Here is an 18,565-nt window from a genome sequence, read left to right as displayed (position 1 = left end):
CTATTATGATTTACTTTTAAATTATTCTAAATTGGCAATTTTTAAATTCTACCAATGATTCATAATTATAGTTCTGAAGATAAAGTTCTACTCGCTGTAGACTGTATCATTTTTGGCTTCGATGAAGAAGAACTTAAGATTTTACTTATTAAAAGAGATTTTGAACCTGAACGTGGCAAGTGGTCGCTTATGGGTGGATTCCTTAAGAAGGATGAAAATCTGGATCATGCCGCCAATAGAATTTTACACCACTTAACAGGAATTAATAATGTTTATCTGGAGCAACTCTATAATTTTAGTAAGGTAGATCGTGATCCGGTAGAAAGAACTTTATCGGTATCTTATTTTGCCCTTATCAATATTGCGGAACATAATACCGAATTAACCGAAAACTACTCTGCTAAGTGGTTTACGCTATCTGAAGCTCCTTCTTTAATTTTTGATCATGGCAAAATGGTGCAACATGCAATTAGTAGATTGCGTTATCGTGCTTCTAGCGGACCTATAGGTTTTGAGTTACTTCCCGAAAAATTTACCATGCGCCAGCTTCAAAAATTATATGAAGCTATTTTAGGAGAAGAATTAGATAAACGTAACTTTATCAATAAAATAAACTCTTTTGATATTTTGGTGAAATTGGATGAAAAAGACATGAGTTCTTCCAGAAAAGGAAGCTTTCTTTACAAGTTTGATCAGGAAAAATATAAACGGAAAACCGAAGATGGGTTTTCCTTTAAATTATAAAACAAAAAAGCCGACTAAAATTAGTCGGCTTTTTTTAAGTTGTTTGGATATTAATCCAATATCTTATCCTAATGTGATAGTTTTAGTAATTGTGCGCTCTCCTACTTTTAATGAGATTACATATTCTCCAGCTGGAACTTCAGAGAAATCGAAAGTTTTCTTAACAACTAAATCATTATTTGTAGAAGAAGTCATTAAAGTACCTTCAGCATCATATACTCTAAAAGTTGCATCTTCGTAACCTGGATTAGTAAAAGAAACTAATACTTTATTTTCTAAAGTCTTATAGAAAGGCTTAAAGAAAATTTTAGAAGCTGTTTTATTTACAGTTACTCCCTCAGCATCTTTAGTGATTACTGTAGTTAAGATACTATCGTTTTTCTCAAAATTTAAGAAATAAGTTCCTGTAGGGATACTATGTAGATCCAAAGCTTTCTTATAAGAAGACTCCATAAGAGCGTCTTTAAAAAGAACTTCACCATCCATATCTGTTAAAATTAAAGTTGAACCTTCCTGAGTGTTCTCTAATTCAACTACTAATTTTTCTTCGCTCACTTTTACGTCTATATCTTTAGCATTTACTGTATTTCCTAATACTAATGCTAAAACCAAAACTGTTACTCTTAATAGATTTTTCATGATTTTCGGCGTTTTTGTTAAATTACTAATTATCCGTCAACAAATATATATCGAAACATATGTGAAGCTTAATAGAAAATAAACTAAAATATGTGCTATTTTAACCGAAAATATTATCGTAAATGGTTAATTTTGTAATGAGAACATTTTTAGGTTAATTTTCGACATATTAAAATATCCATAATTTGAAGTCCCAATTCAGCTAAAACGTTATCGATATGATAAAATCACAAAAAGCAGTTTTCGAAAAGATTGAACCTCAATTTGGTAGTTCATTTAAATACAAAACATTTGACTATTTCAACCAGAATAAAAACAACAATTTTTGGCATTACCATCCAGAAATTGAATTGGTATATATAAGTAGTGGTTCAGGAAAAAGACAAATTGGAAGCCATGTTTCTTATTATCGCCAGGGAGATCTTATACTTATAGGTTCTAATTTACCGCATTGCGGTTTTACAAATACATTAAATAGATACGAAAGAGAAACGGTGATCCAAATTCATCCCGATTTTCTGGGAAAAACCTTTTTTAATATTCCTGAAACCAAAAATATTGTCACCTTATTAGAAACGGCAAAAAAAGGAATTGTTTTTCATGGGGAAGATAAAAGGTACATAGGGGAAAAAATTGAAGAACTAAAACACCGCTCACCATTTGGCCGCCTGGTAGCGCTACTGGAAATCTTTAAACACTTAGAAGAGGCCAGGAATTACACCATTCTTAATGCACAGGGTTTTGTTTTGGAAACCGAGCTTCAGGATAATAATCGTATTAATCAAATCTTTAATTTTGTAAAGGAAGAGTTTAAAAGGTCGATTCCTTTAGAAGAAGTTGCCGAGCTTACCAGTATGACGGTACCCGCCTTTTGCAGATTCTTTAAAAAGATCACAGGTAAAACATTTACGCAGTTTGTTAACGAATATCGCCTTGCACACGCAGCCAAACTTTTACATGAAGAGCAAATGAGTATTACCGATATTTGTTTTGAGTGCGGCTTTAATAACTTTAGTCATTTTAATAAGCAGTTTAAAAAATTTACCGGCAAGTCTCCTTCTAAGTATAGAAACGAACTACGTGTAAATATCTCATAAAAAAAGTCCGTTTAAGAAAACGGACTTTTATATTCTGAAAATTAAGTTTTGCGATTAATCGTGCATAAACTTTTGTTTTGCCAAAAGCTCTTCTTCACTTTCAACGTGATCTTCATCAGGAACACAACAATCTACCGGGCAAACCGCCGCACATTGTGGTTCTTCATGAAAACCTTTACATTCTGTACATTTATCTGGTACGATATAGTAAAACTCATCACTTACCGGCTCTTGGGCTTCTTCAGCATTAGCCTCGGTACCCGATGGTAAGACGATATCACCAGAAAGTTCTGTACCATCTGCGTAACGCCAGTCATCTGCTCCTTCGTAAATTGCTGTATTAGGGCATTCTGGTTCGCAAGCGCCGCAGTTTATACATTCATCTGTTATAATGATTGCCATAGCTGTTTTTTTAGTTTGTAAAAATAAGGCGATTCTTCAGTTTTACTTCCAGTTTTAGGAAATTTTATAGTTTTTCCAGCTAGGAAGTTTTAATTTCGCCGTTACAAATTTAACGTGAAGGCTTTTCATAACCAAATTACGAATGACAATTAAAGAACGTATTTCATATTTTTCAAAATTGGGCGATTTTCTTAAGAATTTTAATGCTGAAAGTGACTCAGCGCTAAATCTTTCAGAAATCGATAAAAAATATTTCGACGAACTGGAATACAAAATCAATTCAGCAGTACATTATAACGGCTGGTTTACAAAAGACAATGTTCTATTCGCTCTAAAACAATGGAGTGAAGCTTTAACTACGGCTAATCTTGAAGCCTGGGTAAAAGATTATGTGATTAAAGACGATATTTCACCAAAAACCATTGCTATCATCATGGCCGGAAATATTCCGCTGGTTGGTTTCCATGATTTTTTGAGTGTTTTAATGTCTGGCAATAATGTACTTATAAAACCTTCTGATAATGATAAGCAGCTTTTGCCGATTTTGTGCAATTATTTAGCGGAATTAAATAGCGAATTCGAATCCAAGATCACCTTCACTCAGGAGAAATTAGAGAATTTTGATGCTGTTATTGCTACCGGAAGCAACAATACTGCGCGTTATTTTGAATATTATTTTAAAAATAAACCTAATATCATTCGTAAAAACCGAAACTCGGTTGCCATTATTCGCGGAGATGAAACCGAAACCGAATTAAAGGGCTTAGCTGAAGATATTTTTAGATACTACGGACTTGGTTGTCGTAATGTCTCTAAATTATTTTTGCCTAAAAATTACGATTTTGACCATTTCTATAAAGGAATTTATCATTGGAACGATATTATTAATCAAAATAAATACGCCAATAACTACGATTATAATAAAGCCGTGTATTTAATGAGTGAATTTAATATTCTGGATAACGGATTTTTAATGCTGAAAGAAGATGAAGGTTTTGGATCACCAATTTCTGTACTTTTCTATGAATATTATGAGGATGAAGCACAACTTCAGCAAGAATTAGAAGAAAAAGCAGATCAATTGCAATGTGTGGTAAGAAAGGAAGCTTCTGCAAAAAATGAAGTGAAATTTGGCGAAACTCAGCAACCACACCTTTGGGATTATGCAGATGGTGTAGACACGTTGCAATTTTTAATAGATTTAAACCAGTAAACTAGCTCGGGGCAAACCCACGAGGCTATCGTTAGAAACAAATTTTTAATTTCGAGGCAAGCCTCGTTATATTAAACCCTTTGGCGGCGCCAATAAATTTGGCGCTGTTTTTATCGAATTTTGGAAAGTAATTTCAAAATTTACGACATACAGCAAAGAAAAGCTCCATTTAAAAGCTTAACCTAAATACCATATGAAAAAACATAATTTTAGCGCAGGACCTTGCATTTTACCTCAAGAAGTTTTCGAAAAAGCTTCTGCAGCAGTATTGGATTTTAATAATAGCGGACTTTCGATTCTTGAAATTTCGCATCGTAGTGAAGCTTTTGTTTCTGTGATCGAAGAGGCCCGTGCTTTGGTTTTAGAGCTATTAGGACTTCAGAATAAAGGATACCAGGCGCTATTTTTACATGGCGGTGCCAGTATGCAGTTTTTAATGGTTGCTTATAATTTATTGCAGAAAAAAGCTGCCTACACCAATACCGGAACATGGAGCAGTAAAGCAATTAAAGAAGCTAAATTGTTTGGAGAAGTGCAGGAAGTTGCTTCTTCTAAAGACAAAAACTTCAACTATATTCCTAAAGATTACAGCATTCCTGAAGATGCAGATTATTTTCACTGCACCAGTAACAATACTATTTATGGAACGCAAATGAAATCTTTCCCAAAAACCGATGTGCCATTGGTTTGCGATATGAGTAGCGATATTTTATCAAGAACGATGGATTTTAGTCAGTTTGATTTAATCTATGCCGGTGCACAAAAAAATATGGGACCAGCGGGTGTAACACTTGCCGTGGTAAAAGAAGATATTTTAGGAAAAGTGGAGCGTCAAATTCCATCGATGATGAATTACCAGGTTCATATCGATAAAGACAGTATGTTTAATACGCCATCTGTTTTTGCGATCTATACTTCTTTACTGAATTTAAGATGGCTTAAAAATTTAGGAGGAATTGCAGGAATTGAAGATTTAAACAATAAAAAAGCAGACTTGCTTTATGCTGAAATAGATCGAAATCCATTATTCAAAGGTTTTGCTGAAAAAGAAGATCGCTCTACCATGAATCCAACCTTTAACCTTGCCGAAGCTGCCGATAAAGCAACTTTCGATAAACTTTGGAAAGAGGCCAATATTAACGGAATTAACGGTCATAGAAGCGTTGGTGGTTATCGTGCTTCGATGTACAACGCGATGCCTTTAGAAAGCGTGCAGGTTTTGGTTGATGTGATGCAGCATTTTGAAAAGATTTCATAAATAAGAAAAATAAAAATTCATGAATATTTTAGTTACCGATGGGCTTTCACAAGCCGCAGTTTCTCAATTAACTGAAGCTGGGTTTAATGTTTTATCTGTGAAAGTTGCCCAATCTCAGCTAAAAGAATATATCAATGCCAAAAACATTGAAGGGATAATTTCTCGCACAACATTTATAGAAAATGAAGTTATTACAGGTGCGCCACAATTAAAATTTATCGCTGTAATTGGTGATGAGCAGGTAGTAAGTTCTGTTGCTGAAGCCGAGAAAAATGGGATTCAGTTTATCACCGCTCCTGTTGCGGCAACAAGATCTGTAGCTGAACTTGTTTTTGCACATATTCTTGGTGGAAGCCGATTTTTACATCATTCTAATCGGAATATGCCTCTGGAAGGCGATATGAACTTTAAGGATCTAAGAAACTTCTATTCTGGCGGAATCGAACTTCAGGGAAAAACAATAGGAATTATTGGTTTTGGAAAAATTGGCCAGGAAATAGCTAAAATCGCCTTAGGTTTCGGGATGAAGGTTATCGCTACAGATCCAAATGTAGTCGGTGCTAAACTTCAACTTAAAATTCAGGATCAAAATATCGAAATTGGATTAAAAACGGTGAATTTAGAGCAGGTTTTAGAAAATTCAGATATCATTTCTTTAAGTGTTTCTGAGCAGAAAAAACCAATTATTGGTGCAAAGGAAATCGCACTAATGAAACCAAATTCAGGAATTGTAAACATCTCTAACGGAAATGCGATCGATGAAGAAGCTCTAATTGAAGCTTTAGAGGATGCTAAATTGAAATTTGCCGGTTTAGATACTTACGATAACGAGCCAACACCAGCCATAAAACTTTTAATGAATGAGCGTATTTCTTTAACGCCGCATATTGGCGGACTAACAGGTGCGGCGACAGATAATGCAGGTGATTTAATCGCTAAAGAAATTATTGCCAAATTTCATGGAAAATCGGGAATGGATTTTTTTAAATAATTCGATATAGCTTAGTTGCTACCTAAAATAGTTAAAAAACCCGGGCTGAAAATCGATATTTTCAGCCCGGGTTTTTATTTAGCTCTTCCTAAAAAATTCTATTTCCAAAATCAGATTATAATAAAGCTTTAACAGCCAGCCCAATTTTTATTGATTAATTTTAGTACAATACGCTAACTATTATTAATAGTACGCTTAAGGTATCTCATACTGATATTTCAAACAGCGAATTCTAAAAATTAAATTTAAATGGCTTCAATATTAGATGTTTTAAATACTAATTTAGGAAAGGAACTTATACACAAAGCTTCTAAAGAAACTACAGAAAAAAAGGAAAAAGTAGCTTCTGTTTTAGGAATGGTACTTCCTTTGATTTTAGGAAACTTCAAAAATAAAATTCAGGAAGGCCATGAAGAAGCTTTAATCGAAATGCTGGAAGAAGCTCCAGATCCTTTTAAATTCATGAAGGTTTTTTCAGAAAAAGAAACAAACGATTTATTGGATTGCGGTAATGATTATGGCGAAATCATTTTGGGCGAAAACTTCGATAATATTTCAAAAACTATAAGTGCTTCATTAAGTATTGATGAAGATGCGGTACAAAAAATTACTAAAATTGCTACTCCGGTTGTAATCGCCATTTTAAGCATTCAGAAACAAAAAGAGAACATTCAAAATAAAGATATCGAAACCTTAATTGATAGTGCTTTGGGAAGTTCTTCTAAATATAATGATTCGTTTTTCGAAACGATTTTTAATAGAAATGAAGATCCTAATATCATTCTTGAAGCTTCTGAAATTCTTTTAAATTCAGAAAAGAAAAAAGAAAGTATTTTAAAAGGTTACACTGGTGGTAAATAAAAAGCTTTTTAACTAAATTGCCGAAATGAAAAATGTACTCTACATAATTTTGATGGTGCTGTTTGTTTACAGCTGCGGTTTAACCAAAAATAATGGCCGAAGCGGTAGAAATAATGCTACTGAAAATGATACGGTAAGAATCGCTAATGATAGTCTGGAATATGAAATTATTATTATCGAACCTGGCTTTAATCTGTTTATTAATAGTATTGCAAGACCAGAAGGCTATTACTCACAAAGCTATTTAGAGAATAAAAATCAGATTTTGGTAAACGATTATAATAATCGTGTTCGCCAGCCTATGCGTTACAACACCAATCTTTATGTTCAGGAAATTAATTACAATCCACAAATAGATTACGGCTACGAGGTAAATTATTTACTATACAACTATTTTGTTTACCTAAGCAGGCAGTATAATCAACGATTTAGCATACCCACACGTATTTAAGTGCCTAAGACTTTAAAACTTAATTCCTTTTAATATCTTTGCAGCATGGAGAAATTAAAAGAACGTTGGGGATTAACATCTAACCGCCAGTTGGTTGTTATCCTATTAGTTTTTGCAATTACAGGATCTACGGCTGCAAAATTAGCGGCACCAGTAACAGCAATGTTAGGTATTACTCCGCAGCACGAATGGTATATTTACTGGCCTGCAAGAATCCTTTTTTTGTTTCCTATTTACCAGGTTTTACTGGTAGTAATTGGCTGGATTTTTGGCCAATTTGAGTTTTTCTGGGCATTTGAAAAGAAAATGCTTAGCAGATTGGGATTAGGTAAATTATTTAAAGAATAAGTGAAAAAAACGCTTAAAAATATATTATTTGTTTTTGCGGCGTTTATCATCGTATTCCCGGCAATTGCCAACTTTGCACATATTTTTAGCGGTCACCAACATGGACTTTGTGATAATTATGCCAAGCAGCATATTCATCATCCAGATTTGGATTGTAATCTTCACAAATTTCATCAAAACCCAGCATTAAATCTTGAAATTCTACATTTTGAACCTGTTGTTTTTACAAAGCAGGTAAAACATATATTTAGTTTCTACGAATTTTTAAACGATTATCAACGTCGATTATTCGAGCTTAGAGGACCACCTTCTATAATTGCTTAATCAAATTTACCCCAATCCTTTTTCATGATCGAAAAAGGACAAATTCTATTTAATCGTTTAAAATCCCATACAATGAGAAACTTACTCATTACACTGCTATTTTTAGCGGTATCCCCTATTCTATTTGCGCAAAATCAATTTAGCGGAAATGTAAAAAATCAGGAAACAGGAGAAGCTGTTTTTAGCGCGACCGTTTACTTTCCAAAATTAGAAAAAGGAACAACTACAGATATCGACGGTAATTTTACTATGAAAAATTTACCTTCAGGAAATTATAAACTCGTTGTTTCCTCTATAGGCTTTACTTCTTACTCGCAGGAAGTTAGCATACCTTCAGATAATTTTGAGCTGGTATTAAAACCTTCAGCAGTAGAGATGGAAGAAGTTATCGTTTCTACTCCCTTTCACCAGTTGCAAAGCGAAAACGTAATGCGAGTAGAACGCGAAAGTGTTTCAGAATTAAATAAAAAAGGAGCTGTAACTTTAGCTGATGGTATTTCCCAAATGGCCGGAGTAGAAAATCTAAGCACCGGTGTTGGTATAGGAAAACCTGTAATTCGTGGTTTAAGTTCTAATCGTGTACTTACTTACACCCAGGGTGTTCGTATGGAAAATCAGCAATTTGGTGGCGAACATGGTCTTGGCATTAGTTCTAAAGGTATTGGAAGCGTCGAGGTTATTAAAGGTCCTGCTTCCCTACTCTACGGAAGTGATGCGATTGGTGGTGTGCTTTATCTAAATCCCGAACAATATGCTTCAGCCGGAACCACTAGTGCTGAAGTTAATGGTGATTATTTCAGTAATACTTTGGGATATCAGGCCAGCGCAATGGCTAAAACTTCCGGAGAAAAATTAAAATTTATTGCTCGCGGAAGTTTGGCTGAACATTCAGATTACAAAACTGGAGATGGTGAACGCGTAACCAATACAAGATTCAACGAAAAAGATTTAAAGACAGGTATTGCATATCAAAACGAAAAATTTAAATCTGATCTTCGCTATAACTTTAATCGAAGTGAACTTGGTATTCCTGAAGAAATTGGTGAACAAACCACTTCTAAAACTTTAGTGCTTCCATATCAGCAGATTGATAACCATATTTTGAGTTTAGATAATAAGATCTATTTCGCTAATTCTAGCCTGGATGCGAAATTTGGATATCAGTTCAACAACAGAAAAGAATTTGAAGATCATCATGATCATGATGAAGAACATGCTGAAGAAGATCACGAACATGAGGAAGATCATGCAGATGAACATGAAGATGAGCACGAAGATGAACATGATGAAGAAAGTGAGGAATTACATCCTGCTTTAGACATGGAACTGGAAACCTTTAATTATAATATTAAATACAATCTTCCAAAATTAGGGAAGTTTGAAACCATTGCCGGAATCCAGGGAATGTGGCAAAGCAATGTAAATACCGGCGAAGAAATCTTAATCCCAGATGCTAATACTGTAGATTTTGGTGTATTTGCTACAACACATTTGCATTTAAGTGCATGGGATTTTCAGGCGGGTTTACGTTATGACACCCGTAATATCGATAGTGAAACTCATGGTCACGAAGGCGAAACCGGTTATATGCAAGCGGTAGACAGAAGCTTTAATAGTGTAAATGGAGCTTTTGGAGCGAAATATCAATTTTCTGATCAATTAAATGCGAGATTAAATCTTGCAAGCGGATTTAGAGCGCCCAATTTAGCTGAACTTACCAGTAATGGTTCTCACCATGGTGCAAACCGCTACGAAGTTGGAAATCCTGAATTAGACAACGAGCAAAACTTCCAGGTAGATCTGTCTTTAGAATGGAGAAATGAGCATTTTGAAGCTTTTGCCAATGCTTTCCATAATACCATAAACGACTATATTTATTTATCGCCAACAGGCGAAAGTATTGATGATAATCCTGTTTACGATTATGTTCAGGACGATGCTGAATTATACGGTGGTGAAGTTGGGATACACGTTCACCCACATCCTTGGGATTGGATGCATATAGAAAGTAGTTTTGAAACAGTTACCGGAAAAAGAAATGATAACACTTATCTTCCTTTAATTCCTGCAAACAGTATCACCAATACTTTTAGAGTTGAATTTAATCAGGGTGAAATTATCGAAAATAAGTATGCTTTTGTTCGTCTTAAAAATGTTTTTGATAAAGAAAATACCAGTAGTTTTGAAACCAGAACCGGTGGATATTCTTTATTAGGAGCGGGATTTGGTGGACGCGTACAACTAGCAGATTCTGAAGTTCAGATCTCGGTTAACGGAAATAACCTTTTAAACAAAACTTATATCTCTCATTTATCAAGATTAAAAACCGATGGTATTGCCAATATTGGCCGAAATATCATGGTTTCTTTACAATGGTTTTTGTAAACCTATAAATTGAAAGCAATTAAAAAAGCCTGTTTGAATAACTCAAACAGGCTTTCGCTTTATAAGGGGATTCTTGGTTTAATAACTTTCTACTTCGATTGTTCGTACTTGTTTTCTGCTTTCCTTTTTGAAAACATAGGTATATAAGTACATTAAAGTAAAGGTTGGAATTATATCTGTAAAAGGTAAAATCTCTTCTATAAATACGATCACAGAAGCTAATTTTCCATTTTTACCAGGATACATTTCTCTCATTTTACGAGCCGCGAATGGTGCCCATACAATATCTAAAAAAGGACCTATTACTGGAATACCAACTGTTAGCATACCAATGGCATCTAACATTAAACCCTTTAAAAATAATTTATCTTTTAGCATCTTTTTTTGTGTTGATTCATTCTATAGAATCAAATAAGATGCCAGTTTTCACGAAAGGTCTGAGCTTATGAGTTTTAAAAACTCGTTCCTGGTTTCTATTTTTTCAAATTGTCCTCTAAATCCAGATGTTGTGGTGGTACTATTTTGCTTTTGTACTCCGCGCATCATCATACACATATGCTGTGCTTCAATCACTACTGCAACTCCCTGTGGTTTTAATACGTTGTTTAAACATTCTAAAATATCGTGCGTTAAACGTTCTTGTACCTGTAATCTCCTTGCAAAAACATCTACGATTCTTGGCAATTTGCTTAATCCAACTATTTGTCCGTTTGGAATATAGGCGATATGAGCTTTTCCAAAGAACGGAAGCATATGATGCTCACAAAGTGAATAAAGTTCGATATTTTTTACCACCACCATTTCGTCATAATCTTCCTTAAACATGGCTTTTTTCAGGATCTTTTCAGCATCCAGTTCGTAACCCTGCGTAAGAAATTGCATTGCTTTGGCAGCACGCTCTGGTGTTTTTAAAACACCTTCCCTATCGGGATCTTCTCCCAATTCAGTAATAATACTTTTATAATTATCCTTTAAGGAATTGGTTACTTCTATCGAATATTCTTCAAAACTTTGATAAGCCATATCGGAAATTTATTTCTTTAATTTTTCAGCAAAAAGCGATTGTAATTTATGGATTTTTGGATCGATAATATATTGGCAATATGGCTGACTAGGATGTTCGTTATAAAAATTATGATGTTCTGCTTCAGCTTCATAAAAGGGAGAAGCTTCGGTAACTTCAGTAACAATAGGATCCTTGAAAACCTGTTGCGCTTCCAATTTTGCAATAACCTGTTCTGCGATTTGCTTTTGTTCTTCAGAATGATAAAAAATCCCGCTACGATATTGCGTCCCAACATCATTTTGCTGGCGATTTAAAGTCGTAGGATCGTGAGTAGAAAAGAATATTAATAATAATTCCTGAAAACTTATAATTTCAGGATCATAATTAAACTGAATTCCTTCAGCATGCCCCGTTCTACCGGTTACCACTTCACGATACGGCGGATTTTTAATAAAACCTCCCGTAAAGCCCGAAATTACATTGTTTACACCTTCTAATCGCTGAAAAACAGCCTCTGTACACCAAAAACATCCTGCAGCTAATGTCGCTACCTGTTCTTTCATAACACTAATGATTTTTTCAAATGTAAGGCATAGCTAAAAAAACGCATAGGCTATTTGGCTAATTTTAGCATATGTTAGATAAATAATTGTTGCTGAAATTGTACAAAACCAATTAATAATATTTTAAACTTGGGGTTGGCGATTTATTTGGCTAATTTTCGGGCACTTTACAGAGCTTATGATAACTATTGAAAATATTCATAAATATTATGGTGATTTACATGTTTTAAAAGGTGTAGATCTTCATATTGAAAAAGGCGAAATTGTCTCGGTTGTAGGGGCTTCAGGTGCCGGAAAAACCACTTTACTTCAAATTTTGGGAACTTTAGATTTGCCTGAAAAAAATAAAGCTTCAAAATTAATTATTAATGAAACCGATATTTATGGTCTAAGCCAAAAAAGCCTGGCGAAATTCAGGAATGATCATATTGGTTTTATATTTCAGTTTCATCAATTATTGCCAGAATTTACCGCGATAGAGAACATTTGCATTCCTGCTTTTATAAAAAATACACCAAAAGCTGAAGCAGAAAAGCGAGCGATGGAACTTTTGGGCTTTTTAGGGTTACAAAATAGAGCGCATCACAAACCTTCCGCCTTAAGTGGTGGTGAGCAGCAAAGAATTGCAGTTGCCAGGGCACTAATGAATAATCCTGCCGTGATCTTTGCCGATGAACCTTCTGGGAATTTAGATAGTGAATCTGCAGAGAATTTGCACCAATTGTTTTTTAAGTTAAGAGACGAATTTGGGCAAACTTTCGTAATTGTGACGCATAACGAAGAACTAGCCGATATGGCCGATAGAAAACTTACCATGGTAGATGGCGAAATTGTGTAATTTTCGCATCAATTTTCGACTGATCATAGCATTAAAAAGATAAGTTTTTGAAGAAAAGCGAGTTAAAAGAATTTCTGGATTTTAAGGTAGATCAATACAACAATCCGCAATTTATTGGTACAGACCCTATTCAGATTCCGCATCAATTCAGCAAAAAAGAAGATATCGAAATTGCAGGTTTTCTGGCGGCAACTATTGCCTGGGGAAATCGAAAAAGCATCCTGAAAAATGCCAATGATCTTATGCTGCGTATGGAAAATAGTCCGCATGATTTTATTCTGAATTTCAGTAAAAAAGACATAGAAGGCATGGAAGGTTTTGTTCACAGAACCTTTAATAACATCGATCTTTGCTATTTTATGCTGGCGCTTCAAAACATTTATAAAAATCACGATGGTTTAGAAGCGATTTTTAACACTCATGCTTCGGCAAATTCGCTTCAACCAGCGATTCACGAATTCAAGAAGATATTTTTTGAACTTCCGCATGAAAAACGCACGCAAAAACACGTAAGCGATCCTCTAAAAAATTCCGCTGCAAAACGTATAAATATGTATTTGCGATGGATGGTAAGAAAGGATAATTGTGGTGTCGATTTTGGGATCTGGGAATCACTTTCTCCTTCACAACTTAGTTGTCCGCTTGATGTACATTCAGGCAACATCGCGAGAAAATTAAAGCTGCTTAAACGAAAACAAAACGACGCAAAAGCTTTGGCTGAATTAGATACAGCTTTGCGAAGGCTAGACCACCAGGATCCTGTGAAATATGATTTCGCTTTATTTGGCCTTGGAGCTTTCGAAAAATATTGATAGAAAACTGTTAATATCAATTCCAAAATAATTGTTAAATTTGTCTTAACAGTTAATATTACCTCAGTTTTTCATCTTAAAAATTGATAAATCCCAATGATTCATCCAGCTAAACCTATAAATGAAAAAGAGCGGTTAAATGCACTTAACTCGATCGAGCTTCTTAAAGGAATTTCTGAAGAGGAGTTTGATAATATCACTAAACTGGCTTCTTACATTTGCAAAACACCTATTTCTTTAATTACGCTGGTTGAAGAGGAAAAAAACTGGTTTAAATCCAATCACGGTGGGCCGCCGATTACTGAATCTGAACGAAAATATTCTCATTGCGGCCATGCAATCTTAGAACCTCACGATCTAATGGAGGTTGAAGATATGCGTAAAGATCTTAGATTTAGAGATAATCCTTTTACCACAAATCCAGAGCTGCCCATCCTTTATTACGCCGGGATGCCGTTAATCGACAATGAAGGTTTTGCCTTAGGAACTTTATGCGTTTTGGATACCAAAATTAACAAGCTGAATGATGAGCAAAAAACAGCGCTGAAAACTCTGGCTAAACAGGTAGAAAAACTTTTTGAGTTACGCCGAAAAAACCTGTATCTGGAAAAAATAAAGCAACAGTTGGACGATCACAACTCGCTATTAAAAGATTTTGCCGGCGTTGTATCACATGACATGAAAATGCCTTTGGCAAATATGATTATTACTGCAGATTTGCTTAAAGTAAGGTATAAAGATGCAGTAGACGAAAAAGGCCAGGAACTGCTTTTAAATCTTAAAAAATCGGCATTAAAATTAAGTGATTATATCAATGGGATTTTAAATCATTACGAGAGTGATCGCATTGTAGCTTCAGAAGAAGTTGAATTTGATCTTCATCATCTACTAGAAGATATTATTGATTTACTGAATATTAATGATAACTGTGAGATCAATTTTCCGCAAGAAAATATGTTTCTAAAATGCAATAGATCAGCTTTAGAGCAAATTTTCATAAACCTTATAAACAACAGTATTAAATACAACAACAAAGAAAAAATTGTAATTGATATTGAAAGTTCTATGGACGAAAATTATTATCACTTCACAGTAACCGATAACGGAATTGGTATTCCTGAAGATCAATTATCCAATATCTTTAAACTTTTTAAAACACTTTATATTACCGATAGGCAGGGCAACCAGGGGAACGGTATCGGACTTTCAACGGTTAAAAAGCTGGTGGAATCTTTAAACGGAAAGATTAGTGTATCCTCTGTCCTGGGTGAAAACACCAGTTTTAAATTCGACATCAAACGTGCTTAATTTTAGTTGAATTCACTAGAAATTTTACTGAAAAAAAGATGCATAAATTCTTGATTATCGCATAAATTAAATGCGCAACATTTAATCTTGATTATCAAGTTTCCCTGCCATACAATTTCTTTATATTTGAAGTATCTTAAAAATCGGTATGCAGTTTAAATATCCAGAACTTCTATATGCTTTAATTTTACTGGTTATCCCTTTTATTGTTCATTTATTTAAGCTTCGTAGATTTCAAAAAGAGGCTTTTACCAACGTAAAATTTCTTAAAAAAGTAGTTCAGGAAAATCGCAAAAGCAATCAGCTTAAAAAATGGCTGATTCTTACAGCGCGTACTTTAGCTTTGGCCTTTTTGATCCTTGCCTTTGCGCAGCCATTTATTCCATCGGGGAAAACGGCAAAACAAAGCACCTCTACCCTGCTATATCTGGATAATTCGTTTAGCATGCAGCTGCGTGGCGAACACGGGCCAATGCTGCAACATAATATTCAGCAACTTTTAGAAAGTAATCAGGAAAACCAGGCTTTTGGATTGTTTACCAATTCTAATGACTTCGGAATAATTTCTCCTGCAGAAAATCAATCTGAACTTCAGGACATCGATTACAGTTCAAATTCGATGAATTTCGACCTAATTAATTTAAAAGCCCGACAGTTTTTTAATGAGCATCCGGCAGATGTCCAGAGGCTGGTTTTAATTTCAGATTTTCAGCAAAACTTTGGCGATTTAAATAAGCTTGAAAACGTAGAATATCACTTTATAAAAAACAAAGCCCAAAATATCGCCAATATCAGTATAGATTCGGCTTTTGTGATCGATAAAAACCTAAATCAGATTACATTAAAAACCAAATTTAGCACTACTGAGAAATTAGATCGCGATATTCCTATAAGTCTGAAAAACGGCGAGCAGATTTTAGCTAAAAAGAGCATCAATTTTAAAGAAAATAAGCAACAGGGAATCGAATTTCGATTACAGGCCGAAGAAATTGAAAACGGAATTATTTCTATTGAAGATAACGGACTTTATTACGATAATGAACTATTTTTCAGTTATGCTGAAACGCCAAAAATCAATGTTTTGAGTGTTTCTGGCACCGATGCCGACTTTCTTAGCCGAATTTTTACTGAAGACCAGTTCATTTACACGAATTTTGATGAAAATGAGGTCGATTTTAGTGCTTTTAGCGCAGCAGATTTGATCATTTTAAACGAAGTAGAACAAATAAACACTGCTTTACAAAACCAGGTGTTGGAAAAAGCAAAGCAAGGAACTTTGGTTTGCATCATCCCGGCTTCTACTCTTCAGCTTCAAAATTACAACCCGTTTTTATCGAATCTTGGCTTACCAATGATTCAGAATAAACAAAATAAGGAATTATTAATTACTGAAATTGCCTTTCAGCATCCACTTTTTGAGGATACTTTTGAAAAAGAGATCAGTAACTTTCAATATCCTGAAGTACAAAGCTTTTATAATTTTAATAAAGATGCTTCAGCGGCATTATCCTTTCAAAATAGGAACGCCTTTTTAATGAATTCTGGCAATAGCTATTTATTTTCAGCAGCCATAAATCAGGAGAACTCCAACTTCCAGAATTCTCCATTAATCGTTCCTGTTTTTTATAATTTAGGAATTTCAGCCTTAAAAATGGCAAGCTTATATTTTGAAGTTGGCAAAGAAAACACCTTCGATGTAAACATTGCAGGAAGTGGCGATCAGGTAGTCGAAATTAAGCAAAATTCAGGAGAAGCTTTTATTCCGCATCAACAAAATACCACAGATAAAATTACGGTAACCACCACAGAGCTGCCTGAAAATGCAGGAAATTACATGATAATGTATCAACAAAATAGAATTTTACCAATTAGTTATAATTATCCAAGAAACGAAAGCGACCTTAATTATCTGGATATTAACGAATTTAAAAATATCGAAAAGCAAACCGACCTAAATACTTATTTTGAAAGTGCAAAAGCTGCGCAACAAATCGATGTGCTTTGGAAATGGTTTGTTATTTTTGCATTGATCTTTTTAACCATAGAAATGCTCCTCTTAAAATTCTTTAAATGAAGCTACTTATAAAATCTGCCACAATCGTAGACCAGCAAAGCGATTATCATTTAAAACAAGCCGATATTCTTATTGAAGATGGCGTTATCAAAAAAATCGGAAATACTATTGAAGATAAAGCCGATAAAGAAATTAACATCGAAGGATTGCACGTTTCGCAAGGATGGTTTGATACCAGCGTGAGTTTTGGAGAACCGGGTTATGAAGAACGTGAAACGATAGAAAACGGACTAAAAACAGCTGCTTTTAGCGGTTTTACAGATGTAGTTTTAAATGCGCAAAGTAATCCTACTATCGATAATAGTGCTGCATTATATTCGGTAAAGGCGAAGGCCCATGCAAATGCGGTAAATCTATTGCCAACCGGTACGTTAACCGTAAAGGCCGAAGGTGTAGATCTAGCCGAACTTTACGATATGAGCAATGCCGGTGCGGTGAGTTTTGCAGATTATAAAAAACCGGTAAGCAATCCTAATCTTCTAAAAATTGCATTGCAATACGCACAAAATTTTGACGGATTGGTGCAATCTTTTCCGTTAGAAAAGAAAATTGCTGGTAAGGGAATTGTAAACGAGCATCATAACAGCACACTTTTAGGTTTAAAAGGAATCCCTAATCTTGCTGAAGATCTACAAATTGCACGTGATCTTTATCTTTTAGAATATACCGGCGGGAAACTCCATATCCCAACCGTTTCTACAGAAAAATCTGTTGCGCTAATTAAAGAAGCTAAGAAAAAAGGTCTGGATGTCACCTGTAGTGTTGCCATTCACAATCTTGTATTAACCGATGATTTACTTAGCGAATTTGATACTCGGGCAAAAGTATTACCTCCACTAAGGACTAAAAGCGATACAAAAGCTTTAATTAAAGGATTAAAAGAAGGAACGATCGATTTTGTAACCAGCGATCACGATCCAATCGATATAGAGAATAAAAAAGTAGAATTTGATAATGCCAGCTACGGAAGTATTGGTTTAGAAAGTGCTTTTGGAGCTTTACAAACAATTTTTTCTACGGAAGAAACTATCGAGATCTTAACCCGTGGAAGAGTTCGTTTTAAAGCTGAAAATTCTAAAATCGCTGAAGAAGAATCGGCGAAACTGAGTTTCTTTTTACCTGAAGAGAAATATACTTTCGAGAAATCTGATATTCTTTCTACCTCACAAAACAGTATATTTTTAGGTCAGTCTTTAAAAGGAAAAGCTATCGGGATCTTCAATAATAATCAATTAATTATTAAAGAGTAAT

The 18,565-nt window shown here is 34.5% G+C and carries 20 protein-coding genes; 15 read left to right on the top strand and 5 right to left on the bottom strand.

Annotated features, from left to right (window positions below):
- Positions 1–54: 54 nt before the first annotated feature.
- On the top strand, positions 55–744 hold the full coding sequence (locus tag IIF7_RS12970) for an NUDIX hydrolase (protein ID WP_084842121.1): 690 nt from the start codon (positions 55–57) through the stop codon (positions 742–744).
- A gap of 63 nt (positions 745–807) precedes the next feature.
- On the opposite strand, the gene IIF7_RS12965 is transcribed toward IIF7_RS12970, so the two are convergent.
- Positions 808–1,383, bottom strand: coding sequence for a T9SS type A sorting domain-containing protein (locus IIF7_RS12965; protein WP_084842120.1), 576 nt, complete (start codon positions 1,381–1,383; stop codon positions 808–810).
- 218 nt (positions 1,384–1,601) lie between these two features.
- On the opposite strand from IIF7_RS12965, the gene IIF7_RS12960 reads away from it, so the two are divergent.
- Entirely contained in the window at positions 1,602–2,480 is an 879-nt protein-coding gene (locus IIF7_RS12960) for an AraC family transcriptional regulator (RefSeq protein ID WP_084842119.1), read from the top strand.
- 54 nt (positions 2,481–2,534) lie between these two features.
- Here IIF7_RS12960 and IIF7_RS12955 read toward each other — a convergent pair whose 3' ends face one another.
- Entirely contained in the window at positions 2,535–2,882 is a 348-nt protein-coding gene (locus IIF7_RS12955; protein WP_084842118.1) for a 4Fe-4S dicluster domain-containing protein, read from the bottom strand.
- A gap of 142 nt (positions 2,883–3,024) precedes the next feature.
- Here IIF7_RS12955 and IIF7_RS12950 point away from each other — a divergent pair, with 142 nt between their 5' ends.
- The 8 genes from IIF7_RS12950 (at position 3,025) to IIF7_RS12915 (ending at position 10,713) form a co-directional block, all read left to right on the top strand.
- Positions 3,025–4,095, top strand: a complete 1,071-nt coding sequence (locus IIF7_RS12950; RefSeq protein ID WP_084842117.1) for an acyl-CoA reductase — start codon at positions 3,025–3,027, stop codon at positions 4,093–4,095.
- 193 nt (positions 4,096–4,288) lie between these two features.
- Positions 4,289–5,353: a 3-phosphoserine/phosphohydroxythreonine transaminase gene (gene serC / locus IIF7_RS12945; protein WP_084842116.1), complete on the top strand. Its 1,065-nt coding sequence runs from the start codon at positions 4,289–4,291 to the stop codon at positions 5,351–5,353.
- A gap of 19 nt (positions 5,354–5,372) precedes the next feature.
- Positions 5,373–6,344: an NAD(P)-dependent oxidoreductase gene (locus IIF7_RS12940; protein ID WP_084842115.1), complete on the top strand. Its 972-nt coding sequence runs from the start codon at positions 5,373–5,375 to the stop codon at positions 6,342–6,344.
- Positions 6,345–6,593: 249 nt separating this feature from the next.
- Entirely contained in the window at positions 6,594–7,205 is a 612-nt protein-coding gene (locus IIF7_RS12935; protein ID WP_084842114.1) for a DUF937 domain-containing protein, read from the top strand.
- Positions 7,206–7,230: 25 nt separating this feature from the next.
- Complete coding sequence (locus IIF7_RS12930; protein WP_084842113.1) at positions 7,231–7,656, top strand: DUF6146 family protein; 426 nt, start codon at positions 7,231–7,233, stop codon at positions 7,654–7,656.
- A 45-nt stretch (positions 7,657–7,701) separates the two neighbouring features.
- Complete coding sequence (locus IIF7_RS12925; RefSeq protein ID WP_084842112.1) at positions 7,702–8,004, top strand: DUF6787 family protein; 303 nt, start codon at positions 7,702–7,704, stop codon at positions 8,002–8,004.
- Complete coding sequence (locus IIF7_RS12920) at positions 8,005–8,328, top strand: hypothetical protein (protein ID WP_084842111.1); 324 nt, start codon at positions 8,005–8,007, stop codon at positions 8,326–8,328.
- 72 nt (positions 8,329–8,400) lie between these two features.
- Positions 8,401–10,713 carry a TonB-dependent receptor gene (locus IIF7_RS12915; protein WP_176218955.1) on the top strand — a complete coding sequence of 771 codons (2,313 nt, stop codon included), beginning with the start codon at positions 8,401–8,403 and terminating at the stop codon, positions 10,711–10,713.
- A 78-nt stretch (positions 10,714–10,791) separates the two neighbouring features.
- On the opposite strand, the gene IIF7_RS12910 is transcribed toward IIF7_RS12915, so the two are convergent.
- From IIF7_RS12910 to msrA, 3 genes are read right to left on the bottom strand one after another with little or no spacing between them, the layout of a single operon-like run.
- On the bottom strand, positions 10,792–11,091 hold the full coding sequence (locus IIF7_RS12910) for a hypothetical protein (RefSeq protein ID WP_084842110.1): 300 nt from the start codon (positions 11,089–11,091) through the stop codon (positions 10,792–10,794).
- A 48-nt stretch (positions 11,092–11,139) separates the two neighbouring features.
- On the bottom strand, positions 11,140–11,736 hold the full coding sequence (folE, locus tag IIF7_RS12905; RefSeq protein ID WP_084842109.1) for a GTP cyclohydrolase I FolE: 597 nt from the start codon (positions 11,734–11,736) through the stop codon (positions 11,140–11,142).
- A gap of 9 nt (positions 11,737–11,745) precedes the next feature.
- Complete coding sequence (msrA, locus tag IIF7_RS12900; RefSeq protein ID WP_084842108.1) at positions 11,746–12,282, bottom strand: peptide-methionine (S)-S-oxide reductase MsrA; 537 nt, start codon at positions 12,280–12,282, stop codon at positions 11,746–11,748.
- Between the two features lie 178 nt (positions 12,283–12,460).
- On the opposite strand from msrA, the gene IIF7_RS12895 reads away from it, so the two are divergent.
- The 5 genes from IIF7_RS12895 to IIF7_RS12875 all read left to right on the top strand — a co-directional run bounded on the left by IIF7_RS12895 (position 12,461) and on the right by IIF7_RS12875 (position 18,564).
- Positions 12,461–13,120 (top strand): ABC transporter ATP-binding protein, encoded by a 660-nt coding sequence (locus IIF7_RS12895; protein WP_084842107.1) that lies wholly within the window; start codon positions 12,461–12,463, stop codon positions 13,118–13,120.
- A 47-nt stretch (positions 13,121–13,167) separates the two neighbouring features.
- Positions 13,168–13,932, top strand: coding sequence for a TIGR02757 family protein (locus IIF7_RS12890; RefSeq protein ID WP_084842106.1), 765 nt, complete (start codon positions 13,168–13,170; stop codon positions 13,930–13,932).
- A gap of 96 nt (positions 13,933–14,028) precedes the next feature.
- Positions 14,029–15,240 carry a sensor histidine kinase gene (locus IIF7_RS12885; protein ID WP_084842105.1) on the top strand — a complete coding sequence of 404 codons (1,212 nt, stop codon included), beginning with the start codon at positions 14,029–14,031 and terminating at the stop codon, positions 15,238–15,240.
- A 148-nt stretch (positions 15,241–15,388) separates the two neighbouring features.
- On the top strand, positions 15,389–17,314 hold the full coding sequence (locus IIF7_RS12880; protein WP_084842104.1) for a BatA domain-containing protein: 1,926 nt from the start codon (positions 15,389–15,391) through the stop codon (positions 17,312–17,314).
- Positions 17,311–18,564, top strand: a complete 1,254-nt coding sequence (locus IIF7_RS12875) for a dihydroorotase (RefSeq protein ID WP_084842103.1) — start codon at positions 17,311–17,313, stop codon at positions 18,562–18,564. The genes IIF7_RS12880 and IIF7_RS12875 overlap by 4 nt, the downstream gene beginning before the upstream one ends.
- Position 18,565 lies beyond the last annotated feature (1 nt).

It is taken from the genome of Zunongwangia atlantica 22II14-10F7 (assembly GCF_002094855.1).
Lineage (GTDB): Bacteria > Bacteroidota > Bacteroidia > Flavobacteriales > Flavobacteriaceae > Zunongwangia > Zunongwangia atlantica.
This window is presented reverse-complemented; position numbering and strand designations above follow the sequence as displayed.